Source organism: uncultured Bacteroides sp. (genome assembly GCF_905207245.1).
GTDB lineage: Bacteria > Bacteroidota > Bacteroidia > Bacteroidales > Bacteroidaceae > Bacteroides.
In genome coordinates, this window is sequence record NZ_CAJLKP010000107.1 from 1 (window position 1) to 15,344 (window position 15,344).

Annotated in this window: 12 protein-coding genes; all 12 read right to left on the minus strand. The window is 41.7% G+C overall.

Annotated features, from left to right (window positions below; translation table 11 throughout):
- Positions 1 to 51: 51 nt before the first annotated feature.
- A complete protein-coding gene (gene rplC, locus QZ135_RS22250) occupies positions 52 to 669 on the minus strand; it encodes a 50S ribosomal protein L3 (protein WP_294614731.1) in 618 nt (205 codons plus the stop codon).
- A 20-nt stretch (positions 670 to 689) separates the two neighbouring features.
- A complete protein-coding gene (gene rpsJ, locus QZ135_RS22255) occupies positions 690 to 995 on the minus strand; it encodes a 30S ribosomal protein S10 (protein ID WP_002558075.1) in 306 nt (101 codons plus the stop codon).
- 85 nt (positions 996 to 1,080) lie between these two features.
- Positions 1,081 to 3,198 carry an elongation factor G gene (gene fusA, locus QZ135_RS22260; protein WP_294614733.1) on the minus strand — a complete coding sequence of 706 codons (2,118 nt, stop codon included), beginning with the start codon at positions 3,196 to 3,198 and terminating at the stop codon, positions 1,081 to 1,083.
- Between the two features lie 52 nt (positions 3,199 to 3,250).
- On the minus strand, positions 3,251 to 3,727 hold the full coding sequence (gene rpsG / locus QZ135_RS22265; RefSeq protein ID WP_025834058.1) for a 30S ribosomal protein S7: 477 nt from the start codon (positions 3,725 to 3,727) through the stop codon (positions 3,251 to 3,253).
- A gap of 155 nt (positions 3,728 to 3,882) precedes the next feature.
- Positions 3,883 to 4,287, minus strand: coding sequence for a 30S ribosomal protein S12 (gene rpsL / locus QZ135_RS22270; RefSeq protein ID WP_009132588.1), 405 nt, complete (start codon positions 4,285 to 4,287; stop codon positions 3,883 to 3,885).
- A 117-nt stretch (positions 4,288 to 4,404) separates the two neighbouring features.
- The gene (locus QZ135_RS22275; protein WP_294614737.1) at positions 4,405 to 4,713 is read right to left on the minus strand and encodes a DUF3467 domain-containing protein; all 309 of its coding nucleotides are present in this window, start codon (positions 4,711 to 4,713) and stop codon (positions 4,405 to 4,407) included.
- A gap of 134 nt (positions 4,714 to 4,847) precedes the next feature.
- Entirely contained in the window at positions 4,848 to 9,140 is a 4,293-nt protein-coding gene (gene rpoC / locus QZ135_RS22280; RefSeq protein ID WP_294614739.1) for a DNA-directed RNA polymerase subunit beta', read from the minus strand.
- Positions 9,141 to 9,242: 102 nt separating this feature from the next.
- Positions 9,243 to 13,055 (minus strand): DNA-directed RNA polymerase subunit beta, encoded by a 3,813-nt coding sequence (gene rpoB / locus QZ135_RS22285; RefSeq protein ID WP_294614741.1) that lies wholly within the window; start codon positions 13,053 to 13,055, stop codon positions 9,243 to 9,245.
- 104 nt (positions 13,056 to 13,159) lie between these two features.
- On the minus strand, positions 13,160 to 13,537 hold the full coding sequence (rplL, locus tag QZ135_RS22290; RefSeq protein ID WP_007212059.1) for a 50S ribosomal protein L7/L12: 378 nt from the start codon (positions 13,535 to 13,537) through the stop codon (positions 13,160 to 13,162).
- Between the two features lie 90 nt (positions 13,538 to 13,627).
- Positions 13,628 to 14,149, minus strand: a complete 522-nt coding sequence (rplJ, locus tag QZ135_RS22295) for a 50S ribosomal protein L10 (RefSeq protein WP_294614745.1) — start codon at positions 14,147 to 14,149, stop codon at positions 13,628 to 13,630.
- Positions 14,150 to 14,164: 15 nt separating this feature from the next.
- The gene (rplA, locus tag QZ135_RS22300) at positions 14,165 to 14,863 is read right to left on the minus strand and encodes a 50S ribosomal protein L1 (protein ID WP_294614748.1); all 699 of its coding nucleotides are present in this window, start codon (positions 14,861 to 14,863) and stop codon (positions 14,165 to 14,167) included.
- A gap of 15 nt (positions 14,864 to 14,878) precedes the next feature.
- A complete protein-coding gene (gene rplK / locus QZ135_RS22305; RefSeq protein WP_118421707.1) occupies positions 14,879 to 15,322 on the minus strand; it encodes a 50S ribosomal protein L11 in 444 nt (147 codons plus the stop codon).
- Between the last annotated feature and the right edge of the window lie 22 nt (positions 15,323 to 15,344).

Consider the following 15,344-nt stretch of genomic DNA (forward strand, 5'->3'; position numbering starts at 1 on the left):
TAATCTTTCTCCCAGTGTCTTCACCTTTAATGTTATATACGTTAACTTCCATTATTTCTCAATTATTACGATTGAACCTTTGCAACCTGGAACAGAACCCTTAATCAAAAGAAGGTTGTGATCCGGAAGAACCTTTAATACCTGTAAGTTTTGAATAGTCACTCTGTCGCCACCAAGCTGGCCACCCATGCGCATTCCTTTGAATACTTTTGCAGGGTATGAACAAGCACCGATAGAACCCGGCTTACGGGCACGATTGTGCTGACCATGAGTAGCCTGACCTACACCACCAAAACCATGTCTTTTAACTACACCTTGAAAACCCTTACCCTTAGAAGTTCCGATAACATCAACAAACGTTGCGTCATTAAACAACTCTACAGTAACAGCATCACCCAGATTCAACTCTGTTTCAAATTCTTTGAACTCAGCCAAGTGTTTCTTGGGTGTTACTCCAGCTTTCTTAAAGTGGCCCATCAACGGTTTCGTCGTATGCTTCTCCTTTTTTTCCTGGAAGCCCAACTGAACAGCTGCATAGCCATCTTTCTCTACAGTCTTAACTTGAGTAACAACACAAGGACCTGCTTCGATAACAGTGCATGGTACATTCTTACCCTCGGCACTGAAAACGGATGTCATTCCGATTTTTTTTCCTAATAATCCTGGCATTTCACTTAAAATTTAAAATACTAAACTTTGATTTCTACTTCCACACCACTCGGTAACTCCAACTTCATCAGAGCGTCTACAGTCTTAGCAGTTGAGCTATAGATGTCGATCAATCTCTTATAAGAAGAGAGTTCAAACTGTTCACGTGACTTCTTATTAACAAAAGTCGAACGGTTCACGGTAAAGATACGCTTGTGCGTAGGGAGAGGAATCGGACCGCTAACGATGGCGCCCGTTGCCTTCACCGTTCTTACAATCTTCTCAGCAGACTTGTCAACCAAGTTGTGGTCGTAAGATTTCAATTTAATTCTAATTTTCTGACTCATTAGTTTTATTAATTATTAAAAGTTATAATAAGATAAAATTCCGTAGGCTAAGAGTCATTCGCTAGCCTACGGATTTTAAATGTTTTTAGATCAAATCAGCACGACCTTTCACTTCTTCCAATACTGCCTTAGCAATAGAGTTAGAAAGTTGAGCGTGATGAGAGTACACCATTGATGAAGTAGCACGACCAGAAGTAATAGTACGCAAAGCTGTTACATATCCGAACATTTCTGCCAACGGAACCATAGCTTTCACGATACGAGCACCTGAACGGCTGGACTCCATACCTTCTACCTGACCACGACGCTTATTCAAGTCACCAATCACATCACCCATATTTTCTTCCGGAGTTACAACTTCCAGTTTCATGATAGGCTCCATAAGTACAGGACCTGCTTTAGCACAAGCACTCTTATATGCTTGAATAGCACAAATTTCAAACGACAACTGGTCAGAGTCAACCGGGTGGAAAGAACCATCAAGCAATGTAACTTTCAGTGAATCCAAAGGATAACCAGCCAACACACCATTCTTCATAGCAGTTATGAAACCCTTTTGTACAGATGGAATAAATTCCTTAGGAATATTACCACCCTTCACTTCATCAACAAACTGCAGACCACCTTGAGTAAAATCATCATCTGCCGGACCAATATTTACAATGATATCAGCAAACTTACCACGTCCACCAGACTGCTTTTTATAAACCTCACGCAAGTTAACGGTTTTCGTAATAGCCTCTTTGTAGTTAACCTGAGGTTTACCTTGATTACACTCTACCTTAAACTCACGTTTCAAACGGTCAATGATAATATCCAAATGAAGTTCACCCATACCTGAGATAACCGTCTGACCAGTCTGTTCATCAGTTTTTACTGTAAACGTCGGATCCTCTTCAGCCAATTTTGCCAAACCGTTAGACAGTTTATCCATATCTTTTTGAGTCTTCGGTTCTACTGCGATACCAATAACCGGTTCCGGGAAGTCCATAGATTCCAATACAATCGGTGCAGTCTCATCACATAATGTGTCACCCGTGTGAATGTCCTTAAATCCAACACCAGCACCAATATCACCAGCACCAATAACTTCTACCGGATTCTGCTTATTAGAATGCATCTGGAATAAACGAGACACACGTTCTTTTTTACCAGAACGAGAATTATAGATATAAGAACCAGCTTCAATCTTACCAGAGTAAACACGGAAGAAAGTCAAACGTCCTACATACGGATCAGTAGCAATCTTAAACGCCAAAGCAGAAGTCTTTTCGTCATCACTAGGCTTACGGTCTTCTTCAGCACCCGTTTCAGGGTTTGTACCAATTACGTTTTCTGTATCCAGAGGAGACGGTAAAAATGCACAAACATAATCCAACAGTGTCTGTACGCCCTTATTCTTAAATGAAGAGCCACACAACATAGGAACGACAGCCATCTGTACAGTTGCATTACGGAGAGCCCTCAGCACTTCTTCTTCTGTAATAGTAGAAGGATCGTCGAAATATTTCTCCATCAAAGCATCGTCAAATTCTGCCACTTTTTCAAGCATTTTATCTCTCCATTCATTGGCTTCTTCAACCAAATTAGCAGGGATTTCCTCTACTGTGTAGTCAGCACCCATAGTCTCATCATGCCAGTAGATAGCTTTCATCTTGATAAGGTCTACCAAACCTTTAAAAGATTCTTCAGCACCAATAGGAATAACGATCGGACACGGATTAGCTCCCAAAACAGCCTTCATCTGGCGAACTACTTCAAAAAAGTCAGCACCAGAACGGTCCATTTTGTTCACATAAGCGATACGAGGCACATTATACTTGTCAGCCTGACGCCACACAGTTTCAGACTGCGGTTCAACGCCACCAACTGCACAGTATGCAGCAACAGCACCATCCAAGATACGTAATGAGCGCTCTACTTCAGCAGTAAAGTCAACGTGTCCCGGAGTATCAATCAAGTTGATTTTATAAGTATCACCTGCATATTTCCAACGAGTCGTAGTAGCGGCAGAAGTGATAGTGATACCACGCTCCTGCTCCTGCGCCATCCAGTCCATTGTAGCAGCACCATCGTGCACTTCTCCAATTTTATGAGTCAAACCCGTATAAAACAGGATGCGTTCAGAAGTTGTTGTTTTTCCGGCATCGATGTGAGCCATGATACCAATATTACGCGTCAAATGTAAATCTTGCTTAGCCATTTTTTAATTCCTTTTACTTTAAGTTTTTAATCTATCGGTTATTCTTATAGTATTAGAATCTAAAATGAGCAAATGCACGATTAGCTTCAGCCATTCTATGCATATCTTCTTTACGTTTGAAAGCGCCACCTTGTTCATTGTATGCATCCATGATCTCAGCAGCCAATTTATCAGCCATTGATTTACCACCACGTTTACGAGCAAAAATAATCAAGTTCTTCATAGAAACTGATTCTTTACGATCCGGACGGATTTCAGTCGGAACCTGGAATGTTGCACCACCTACACGGCGGGACTTAACCTCAACTTGCGGAGTTACATTATCCAGTGCCTTTTTCCAAATTTCAAGGGCAGACTTTTCTTCGTTAGGAAGTTTTGCTTTTACTGTTTCCAAAGCGGCGTAGAAGATTTCATAAGAGGTATTCTTCTTTCCGTCATACATCAGATGGTTTACGAATTTTGAAACCTTTTGATCATTAAACACGGGATCCGGCAGGATAACGCGTTTTTTTGGTTTTGCTTTTCTCATTTGTTTGAAAGAATAATGTTTTCGTTCTTGGTTGTTTACTTCTTGACTTCTTCAACTCCCCCTCCGGAGAATTTACTCAACCTTTAGCATTTCCAATAAACTAAAACGTAAGTTATTACTTTTAATTTAACTGTTTACAGTATAAGGCTACTTAATTATTTTTTCTTAGCCGGTGCAGCCTGTTGTCCCGGTTTCGGACGTTTAGATCCATATTTGGAACGTCTTTGAGTACGACCTGCAACGCCTGCAGTATCCAATGTTCCACGAACGATGTGATAACGTACACCCGGAAGGTCTTTCACACGACCACCGCGTACTAATACGATAGAGTGTTCCTGCAAGTTGTGTCCTTCTCCCGGGATATAAGAGTTCACCTCTTTACCATTGGTCAAACGTACACGTGCAACTTTACGCATTGCAGAATTCGGTTTTTTCGGAGTGGTTGTATACACTCTCACGCAAACGCCACGTCTTTGAGGACATGAATCAAGAGCCGGTGACTTACTTTTCTCCACCAACACCTCGCGTCCTTTTCTTACTAATTGCTGAATTGTAGGCATTTTAATTGTTTTTAATTATATATTATTGTTATATTAATTTCGTAGCTATACACTTTTGGGCTGCAAAAATACGAATAATATTTGAATAATCAATGCACTACAAGTTTTTTTTTGTTTTTATGCCTCCCCTTTGAGATTCGTCATAGGCGGAATTGATTGTTCATCCAGCAACCGGATAGGTCCGAATGTACGTTCATATTTACCTATATTTTCTTCCAAAGCACGCAATAATCTCTTTGCATGCTCCGGAGCCAGTACAATACGGGATTTCACGCCAGCCTTAGGCATTCCCGGCATTACACGTACAAAGTCTACAATAAATTCAGAACTAGAATGTGTGATAACAGCTAAGTTTGCATACGTTCCTTGTGCAACATCTTCCTTCAGCTCTATTTGTAACTGATTATTCATTTCCTTGTTTTCCATTTTCTTTCTATAGATTAAACTTTTGAATATTCAAAGGTAAGAATAATATTTTATTCCAAAAACAAAAGGAGAGACATCCTATAAAAAGACATCTCCCCTCTTCTATTTAATCAACTGATTGTATTTATTACATTTTATTCTTCAACATCCATTGAATTGTAATCCAGTACCGTCTTCTTATTTGCCAGGATACGGTCATACTCTTCTTTGGAGCCAACAATAATCTTTTCAAATTCACGCTGACCGGTACCGGCAGGTATTAAGTGACCACAGATAACGTTTTCCTTCATACCTTCCAACTTGTCCACTTTACCGTTGATAGCAGCTTCATTCAATACCTTAGTAGTCTCCTGGAATGAAGCAGCAGACATAAAGCTTGAAGTTTGCAGAGCGGCACGAGTAATACCCTGAAGAATTTGAGTAGAAGTTGCAGGAACAGCATCACGTACTTCAACAGGCTTCAAATCACGACGTTTCAACATACTATTCTCATCACGCAGCTTACGGGCAGTAACAATCTGTCCCGGTTGCATATTTTGAGAATCACCAGCATCAACGACAACCTTCTTACCCCAGATACGATCATTTTCTTCCATGAAATCCAGCTTATCCACAACCTGTTGTTCCAGGAAGCGAGTATCACCTGGCTCATCGATTTCAACTTTACGCATCATCTGACGAACTATGATCTCAAAATGCTTATCATTAATTTTCACACCTTGCAGACGATATACATCCTGTACTTCGTTCACAATATATTCCTGCACGGCCGTAGGACCTTTAATAGCAAGAATATCTGCAGGAGTAGTAGCGCCATCGGACAACGGAGTACCGGCACGTACATAGTCGTTTTCCTGTACCAGAATCTGTTTTGACAACGGCACCAGGTACTTCTTCACTTCACCAGTCTTTGAAGTAACAACGATTTCGCGGTTACCACGCTTCACCTTACCCATTGTAACCTCACCATCAATTTCAGAAACGACAGCAGGATTAGACGGGTTACGAGCTTCAAACAATTCAGTTACACGCGGAAGACCACCCGTGATATCACCAGCCTTACCAACTGCACGAGGTATTTTCACGATAACTTCACCACCTTTTACCTTTTGTTTGTTTTCTACCACTACGTGGCCACCCACAGGAAGGTTATATGTACGAATAAGATCACCGTCTTCTGTCATAATATGAGCCATCGGAACTTTCGTCTTATCCTTAGACTCAATGATGATGATTTCACGCAGACCGGTAGACTCATCAGATTCTACTTTATAAGTAACGTTCTCAATAACGCCCTCAAACTCAATCTTACCAGTAGCTTCCGTTATAATAACAGCATTAAACGGGTCCCAACGGGCAATCATCTTACCCTTTTCTACTACCTCACCATCAGCAGCATAGAGAGTAGAACCATAAGGCACGTTATGAGTAGAAAGAACGATACCGGTATTTACATCCACAAAACGTACCTCAGCCAAACGGCCAACCACAACTTTTGCAGGCTCACCAGCTTCATCGACAACATCCACCGTACGAAGTTCTTCAAATTCCAGACGGGCTGGGTTCTTAGCTACAATACTCGCATTGGCTGCAATATTGGCAGCCGTACCACCGGCATGGAATGTACGCAATGTCAACTGTGTACCCGGCTCACCGATAGACTGTGCAGCGATAACACCAACAGCTTCACCTTTCTGAACCATCTGACTTGTTGCAAGGTTACGTCCATAACATTTCGCACAAACACCCTTCTTCGATTCACAAGTCAATACCGAACGTATCTCAACACTTTCAATCGGAGAATCCTGAATCTTCTTAGCTACTTCTTCTGTTATTTCTTCACCACCGGCAACCAGCAATTCACCGGTTGTTGGATGTACAATATCATGTACGGATACACGACCAAGAATACGTTCGTACAACGTAGCAATAACTTCATCGTTATTCTTCAAGTCTGTACAAACCAATCCACGGAGCGTACCGCAGTCTTCTTCATTAATAATCACATCATGAGAAACGTCTACCAGACGACGCGTCAAGTATCCGGCATCAGCCGTTTTCAATGCCGTATCCGCCAAACCTTTACGAGCACCGTGGGTAGAGATAAAGTACTCTAACACCGAAAGTCCTTCTTTAAAGTTCGAAAGAATTGGGTTTTCAATAATCTGGCCACCCTCTGCACCTGCCTTCTGCGGTTTTGCCATCAAACCACGCATACCGGACAACTGGCGAATCTGTTCTTTAGAACCACGGGCACCAGAATCCAACATCATATATACAGAGTTGAAACCTTGGTCATCACTCGAAATAGTCTTCATCAAAATGTTAGACAACTCAGAGTTAACATGTGTCCAGATATCAATTACCTGATTATAACGTTCGTTGTTGGTAATGAAACCCATATTATAGTTGTTGATAACTTGCTCAACTTCATCATAACCTTTCTGTACCAACGTTTCTTTCTGTTCCGGAATGATAATATCACCCAAGTTGAACGACAAACCACCTTTAAAGGCCATCTGATAACCCAAGTTCTTGATACCATCAAGGAAGTCAGCAGCTTTTGCCACACCACATACTTTGATAACATCACTAATGATATCACGGAGTGATTTCTTAGAGATAATAGTATTGATATAACCTGCTTCAGGAGGAACAATCTCATTAACGATTACACGTCCTATTGAAGTGTCGTGCATCATTTTATCAACGACATTGCCATTCTCATCAACATCCTTCACAACAACACTAATCGGAGCATGAATATCTACCTTTCCTTCATTGTATGCAATCAAAGCTTCTTCCGGACCATAGAATATCAATCCTTCACCCTTAGCCCCCTTACGCAACTTCGTGATATAATACAAACCGAGTACCATATCCTGAGAAGGCACAGTGATAGGCGCACCATTAGCAGGATTGAGGATATTATGAGATTGAAGCATCAACATTTGAGCTTCCAGAACAGCTTCATGACTCAAAGGCAAGTGAACAGCCATCTGGTCACCGTCGAAGTCGGCATTGAAAGCCGTACATGCCAACGGGTGCAACTGGATAGCTTTTCCTTCAATCATTTTAGGCTGGAATGCCTGGATACCCAAGCGGTGCAATGTCGGCGCACGGTTCAATAATACCGGATGACCTTTCATTACGTGTTCCAGAATATCCCAGATAACAGCTTCCTTGCGGTCTACAATCTTCTTGGCACTCTTCACTGTCTTCACAATACCGCGTTCTATCAACTTACGTATAATAAACGGTTTGTACAATTCGGCTGCCATCAATTTAGGAATACCACACTCACCCATTTTCAATTCCGGACCAACAACAATTACCGAACGCGCAGAGTAGTCAACACGTTTACCCAACAAGTTTTGACGGAAACGGCCTTGTTTACCTTTCAAACTGTCAGAAAGAGACTTCAGAGGACGGTTAGCATCCGTTTTTACTGCGCTGGATTTACGTGAGTTATCGAACAATGAGTCGACAGCCTCCTGCAACATACGCTTTTCATTACGTAAAATCACTTCAGGAGCTTTAATCTCAATCAATCTTTTCAGACGGTTGTTACGAATAATCACACGACGATAAAGGTCATTCAAGTCAGATGTAGCAAAACGGCCACCATCCAACGGAACCAACGGACGAAGTTCGGGCGGAATAACCGGTACAATACGTACAATCATCCATTCCGGCTTATTACGTCCGCGAGATGCACGGAATGATTCAACAACCTGAAGACGCTTCAAAGCTTCATTCTTACGTTGTTGAGAAGCGTCGTTACCTGCACGGTGACGCAATTCATAAGACAATGCATCCAAGTCCAGACGGGCCAACAAGTCATAAATAGCTTCCGCACCCATTCTGGCTATAAATTTATTAGGATCTGAATCTTCCAGGAACTGATTGTCTTTCGGCAGTTTTTCCATCAAGTCCAGATATTCTTCTTCTGAGAGCAAATCATACTCAGCAATCTCACCCGACATCACACCGGCCTGAATTACTACATAGCGCTCATAATAAATAATAGAATCAAGTTTCTTTGTAGGCAAACCCAGCAAATAACCGATCTTATTAGGAAGTGAACGGAAATACCAGATGTGAGCTACCGGCACTACCAACTGGATGTGTCCCATACGCTCACGACGTACTTTCTTCTCAGTCACTTCTACACCACAACGGTCGCAAACGATACCTTTATAACGGATACGTTTGTATTTACCGCAATGGCATTCGTAGTCCTTGATCGGACCAAAAATACGCTCACAGAACAAACCGTCACGTTCAGGCTTATACGTACGATAGTTGATGGTTTCAGGCTTTAAAACTTCACCACTCGAATTCTCAAGAATTTCTTCCGGGGAAGCCAAACCAATAGAGATCTTCGAGAAATTACTCTTTATCTTGTTATCTTTTCTAAAAGCCATACTTTTATATTAATTGAGAATTGAAAATTAAAAAATGAATGTTGAGAAAATAAGGATTGAGAACTAAAAAAATAATAGTTCTCAATTCTCAATTTTTTCAATTTATTCCAGGTTGATGCTAAGGCCCAAACCTCTCAACTCATGCAGTAATACATTGAGTGATTCCGGAATACCGGGTTGCGGCATGGGTTCACCCTTCACAATTGCTTCATAAGCTTTAGAACGGCCAACAACGTCATCGGACTTGATAGTCAGGATTTCCTGTAGAATGTGCGCAGCACCAAATGCTTCAAGCGCCCAAACCTCCATTTCTCCGAAACGCTGACCACCAAATTGTGCCTTACCGCCTAACGGCTGCTGAGTAATCAGAGAGTACGGACCGATAGAACGTGCGTGCATCTTATCCTCAACCATATGACCCAACTTCAACATATAAGTAACACCCACCGTGGCATGTTGGTCAAACGGTTCACCCGTACCACCATCATACAACTTAGTCTTACCATAACGTGGCAAACCAGCCTTGTCAGTCCACTCGTTCAAGTTATCCAATGTAGCACCATCAAAGATAGGAGTAGCAAACTTCACACCCAACTTTCTACCAGCACTACCCAAGACAGCCTCGAATATCTGACCGATGTTCATACGAGAAGGCACACCCAACGGATTCAATACGATATCTACCGGAGTACCATCAGCGAGGAACGGCATATCTTCCTGACGAACAACACGGGAAACGATACCCTTGTTACCGTGGCGACCTGCCATCTTATCACCTACACCAATCTTACGTTTCTTAGCAATGTAAACTTTTGCCATCTGAATAATACCTGCAGGAAGTTCATCACCAATAGTGATAGCAAACTTCTTACGTTTCAGTTCAGCATCCAGTTCTTTATATTTCTTGATGAAGTTCATCACCAGGTCGCGAATCATACCGTTGATGCGGGCATCACTCGTCCAGTTACTCAACTGGATTGAAGTAAAGTCCAAATCACCGAAATCAGAAGGAGAGAATTTAGCACCTTTTGAGATAACCTCAGCACCCATATAATCCTTTACACCTTCGGATACATAATTTTCCGTCAACTTCAACAGTTTTCTGATCAAAATACCTCTCAAATCAGCAACCTTTGCATCGAACTCATCATCAATCTTCGGCAACAAAGCCTTGTCCGCCAACTTGGAGCTACGGCTCTTGATTACACGTGAGAACAAACGCTTGTCAATAACCACACCCTTCAAAGAAGGAGAGGCTTTCAGAGAAGCATCTTTCACATCTCCTGCCTTGTCACCAAAGATAGCACGAAGTAATTTCTCTTCCGGTGATGGATCTGACTCACCCTTCGGCGTAATCTTACCAATCAAAATATCACCCGGCTGGATGCGAGCACCCACACGCACAATACCGTTTTCATCCAAATCTTTGGTAGCCTCTTCACTCACGTTCGGAATATCGGAAGTCAATTCCTCCATACCACGCTTCGTTTCGCGAACCTCCAATGAATATTCTTCTACATGGATAGAAGTCAATATATCTTCACGAACCACACGTTCGTTCAATACGATAGCGTCCTCATAGTTATAACCCTTCCACGGCATGTAAGCTACCAGCAGGTTTTTACCCAAAGCCAATTCACCTTTTTCCGTAGAGTAACCTTCAGTCAAAATCTGACCTTTCGTCACACGCTGACCAATTTCACAAATAGGACGAAGGTCAATCGTCATATTCTGGTTCGTACGACGCCACTTCGGAATACGATATTCCTTCAATGCCGGTTCGAAGCTTACAAACTCTTCATCTTCCGTACGATCATACAATATGCGGATAGCGGTAGCATCAACAAATTCGATTACACCATCACCTTCAGCCGTGATTTGCGTACGGGAGTCGCGAACCAACTGACGTTCGATACCTGTACCTACAATCGGAGCTTCACTCTTCAACAAAGGAACTGCCTGGCGCATCATGTTCGATCCCATCAACGCACGGTTTGCATCATCATGTTCCAGAAACGGAATCAAAGATGCAGCGATTGAAGCAATCTGCTGAGGAGAAACGTCCATCAATTCTACTTCATCCGGAGTTACCACCGGATAGTCAGCATCCTGACGAGCTTTTACTTTATCGCGGATAAAAGTACCATCATCATTCAATGGTGCATTACCCTGAGCAATAATCTTAGCTTCTTCTTCTTCCGCAGTCAAATATGCCAAACCTTCATCAGAAAGATCTACTCTACCGTTTTCAACTTTACGATACGGAGTTTCGATGAAACCAAGCACATTAATCTTAGCAAACACACACAAAGAAGAAATCAAACCGATGTTCGGACCTTCCGGTGTTTCAATCGGACAAAGACGACCATAGTGAGTATAGTGAACGTCACGTACCTCAAATCCGGCACGTTCACGAGACAAACCACCAGGACCGAGGGCAGACATACGGCGCTTATGCGTAATTTCAGCCAACGGATTCGTCTGGTCCATAAACTGAGACAAAGCATTTGTTCCGAAGAATGAATTGATTACAGAAGAAATAGTCTTTGCATTAATCAAGTCAATCGGAGTAAACACTTCATTGTCACGAACATTCATACGCTCACGAATTGTACGTGACATACGAGCCAAACCTACTGCAAACTGATTAGACAATTGCTCGCCTACAGTACGCACACGACGGTTGCTCAAGTGGTCAATATCATCCACATCAGCCTTTGAGTTAATCAACTCAATCAGATACTTGATGATTTCAATAATATCTTCCTTTGTTAGAACACGCACATCCATATCAGTCGTCAGGTTCAACTTCTTATTGATTCTGTAACGACCTACATTACCCAAGTCATATCTCTTTTCAGAGAAGAACAAGTTATTGATGACTTCACGTGCACTGGCATCATCGGCAGGGTCAGCATTACGCAACTGACGATAGATGTACAGTACAGCTTCTTTCTCCGAGTTACTCGGGTCTTTCTGAAGCGTGTTATATATGATAGAGTAGTCAGACTGATTCGGTTCTTCCTTGTGAACAAGAATATTCTGAACGCCTGACTCTAATATAATATCAACATGTTCCGGTTCGATAACTGTTTCACGGTCAATAACGACTTCGTTACGTTCGATAGAAACAACTTCACCAGTATCTTCGTCTACAAAATCCTCAATCCATGTTTTCAAAACACGAGCCGCCAACTTGCGTCCCAATACCCTCTTGAGATTAGTCTTATTGACTTTAATATCCTCGGCCAAATTGAAAATTTCAAGGATATCCTTATCATTTTCAAAACCGATAGCTCTCAACAAAGTAGTAACGGGCAACTTCTTCTTACGGTCAATGTACGCATACATGACATTGTTAATATCAGTAGCAAACTCAATCCAAGAACCTTTGAACGGGATGATACGGGCAGAATAAAGTTTGGTACCATTAGCATGCACGCTCTGTCCGAAGAATACGCCCGGAGAACGGTGGAGCTGAGATACAACAACACGTTCCGCACCATTGATGACGAAAGTCGCCTTATCCGTCATATAAGGAATAGGACCAAGGAATACGTCCTGAATAACCGTATCAAAATCCTCATGATCGGGATCTGTACAGTATAATTTCAATTTTGCTTTCAGGGGCACGCTATAAGTAAGCCCTCGCTCTATACAATCATCGATAGTATAACGCGGCGGATCAATATAGTAGTCCAAAAACTCAAGAACAAAATTGTTTCTTGTATCGGCAATGGGGAAGTTTTCAGCAAATACTTTATACAGTCCCTCGTTCTTACGCTTTTCGGGTGGGGTATCCAGTTGTAAAAAGTCTTTGAATGACTTCAATTGTACTTCCAAAAAATCCGGATATTCAAGTGGATTTTTAGTCGAAGCAAAATTAATTCTTTGGTTTACAGTATTTGAAGACATCTGTTAATGGATTTGTAGAACTTAATTTTAAATATATACACAAAAAGGTTAAGAACCCTCTTCTGAAGGGTTCTTAACCGAATTACCTGATATACAGGCTAATGTTATTTAAGTTCAACTTCAGCTCCAGCTTCTTCCAATGTTTTCTTCAATGATTCTGCTTCGTCTTTAGCCAAACCTTCTTTAACTACGCTAGGAGCACCGTCTACCAAGTCCTTAGCTTCTTTCAAGCCAAGACCACAAGCTTCCTTCACGGCTTTAACAACCTGAAGTTTAGCTGAGCCAGCACTCTTCAATACTACATCAAAAGAAGTTTTTTCTTCAGCGGCAGCAGCACCACCAGCTGCAGGACCAGCAGCAACAGCTACAGCTGCAGCAGCAGGTTCAATACCGTATTCTTCTTTAAGGATAGTTGCAAGTTCATTAACTTCTTTTACTGTCAAGTTAACTAATTGTTCTGCAAAAGCTTTCAAATCTGCCATTTTTGTATGATTTTAATTGTTTAAATACTTATTTGTTTATAAAAAATTGTTCGGGATATTACTCCCAAGGCTGTGACACCTTTCCCATTTTTACGCTTCGGTACGTTCACCAAGAGTTTTGAGAACTCCGTGAATGGTGTTTCCACCTGATTGAAGAGCAGAAATAACATTCTTGGCCGGTGATTGCAACAGAGCAACGATATCGGCAATAACTTCATTCTTACTCTTGATACTAACGAGAGCATCCAACTGGTCAGCACCAACATAGAAGCTTTCTTCTGCATATGCAGCCTTCAGTCCGGGAATGCCGTCTTTAGCCTTTGCTTTGATCAACTTAGCAGGTAAGTTAGCAGTATTACAGAACATAATCGCTGTAGTACCTTTCAAGCAACCATAAAGCGGAGAATAATCTCCTTCCAGACTTTCCAATGCTTTGTGAAGCAATGTATTCTTAATCAACATCAACTTGATGTCAGATTTGAAACATTCTCTTCTCAACGCGCTTGTAGCAGCAGCGTTCATCGCAGTGATATCAATCAAATAGAAGTGACTATATTCCTTTACTGTAGCAGCAATCTGCTCAATAATCGTACTTTTATCTTCCTTTCTCATTATTACTCCGTTTTATTAGATTTCTTCTATTGATTTCGGGTCAATCTTGATACCTGCACTCATAGTGCTAGAAAGATAAATACTCTTAATATATGTACCCTTGGCTGCAGTCGGTTTCAATTTATTCAAAGTAGAGATGAATTCTTTCGCATTGTCGCGAATTTGATCAACGCCAAATGAAACTTTACCGATAGAAGTATGAACAATACCACTCTTATCAACTTTGAAGTCGATCTTACCTTGTTTTACTTCTTTTACAGCTTTAGCAACATCCATAGTTACAGTACCACTCTTCGGGTTAGGCATCAATCCACGAGGACCGAGCACACGACCGAGTGCACCAATTTTACCCATGATAGACGGCATAGTGATGATTACATCCACATCAGTCCATCCACCTTTGATCTTTTCAATATATTCGTCAAGACCAACGTAGTCAGCTCCGGCTTCTTTTGCAGCAGCTTCAGCATCCGGTGTACAAAGCACCAAAACGCGTACAACTTTACCAGTACCGTGAGGAAGTGACACAACACCTCTCACCATCTGGTTCGCCTTACGCGGGTCAACGCCCAAACGCACGTCGATATCCAATGAAGCATCAAACTTGGTATAAGTGATTTCCTTTACCAAAGATGCAGCTTCTTTCAGTGAGTATGCTTTCCCTGCTTCAATTTTCTCTGCAGCCAACTTTTGTTTTTTTGTCAGTTTACCCATTCTAATTGAAGTTTATTAGTTATTAACCGGGAACTCCCCTTTTACAGCGATACCCATACTTCTAGCTGTACCGGCAACCATTGTCATGGCAGCTTCTACAGTGAAACAGTTCAAGTCCACCAATTTGTCCTGAGCAATCGTACGAACCTGTTCCCAAGTAATCTCGGCAACTTTCTTACGGTTAGGCTCAGCAGAACCACTCTTTACCTTAGCTACTTCAAGTAATTGAATAGCAACGGGAGGAGTCTTGATTACAAAATCGAAAGACTTATCTGCGTAGTAAGTGATAATCACAGGAAGAATCTTTCCTGCTTTGTCCTGGGTTCTGGCGTTGAATTGCTTGCAAAACTCCATGATGTTAATACCCTTAGAACCTAAAGCAGGTCCTACTGGGGGTGATGGGTTTGCCGCGCCTCCTTTAATCTGTAATTTGATTAGTCCAGCAACTTCTTTAGCCATTTTTTTATTGATTTATATATAA

What these genes read in the sequence shown, in the direction of transcription:
- rplC (WP_294614731.1), bottom strand. Translation starts at nt 669, where the DNA reads ATGCCAGGATTATTAGGAAAAAAAATCGGAATGACATCCGTTTTCAGT.
- rpsJ (WP_002558075.1), bottom strand. Translation starts at nt 995, where the DNA reads ATGAGTCAGAAAATTAGAATTAAATTGAAATCTTACGACCACAACTTG.
- fusA (WP_294614733.1), bottom strand. Translation starts at nt 3,198, where the DNA reads ATGGCTAAGCAAGATTTACATTTGACGCGTAATATTGGTATCATGGCT.
- rpsG (WP_025834058.1), bottom strand. Translation starts at nt 3,727, where the DNA reads ATGAGAAAAGCAAAACCAAAAAAACGCGTTATCCTGCCGGATCCCGTG.
- rpsL (WP_009132588.1), bottom strand. Translation starts at nt 4,287, where the DNA reads ATGCCTACAATTCAGCAATTAGTAAGAAAAGGACGCGAGGTGTTGGTG.
- QZ135_RS22275 (WP_294614737.1), bottom strand. Translation starts at nt 4,713, where the DNA reads ATGGAAAACAAGGAAATGAATAATCAGTTACAAATAGAGCTGAAGGAA.
- rpoC (WP_294614739.1), bottom strand. Translation starts at nt 9,140, where the DNA reads ATGGCTTTTAGAAAAGATAACAAGATAAAGAGTAATTTCTCGAAGATC.
- rpoB (WP_294614741.1), bottom strand. Translation starts at nt 13,055, where the DNA reads ATGTCTTCAAATACTGTAAACCAAAGAATTAATTTTGCTTCGACTAAA.
- rplL (WP_007212059.1), bottom strand. Translation starts at nt 13,537, where the DNA reads ATGGCAGATTTGAAAGCTTTTGCAGAACAATTAGTTAACTTGACAGTA.
- rplJ (WP_294614745.1), bottom strand. Translation starts at nt 14,149, where the DNA reads ATGAGAAAGGAAGATAAAAGTACGATTATTGAGCAGATTGCTGCTACA.
- rplA (WP_294614748.1), bottom strand. Translation starts at nt 14,863, where the DNA reads ATGGGTAAACTGACAAAAAAACAAAAGTTGGCTGCAGAGAAAATTGAA.
- rplK (WP_118421707.1), bottom strand. Translation starts at nt 15,322, where the DNA reads ATGGCTAAAGAAGTTGCTGGACTAATCAAATTACAGATTAAAGGAGGC.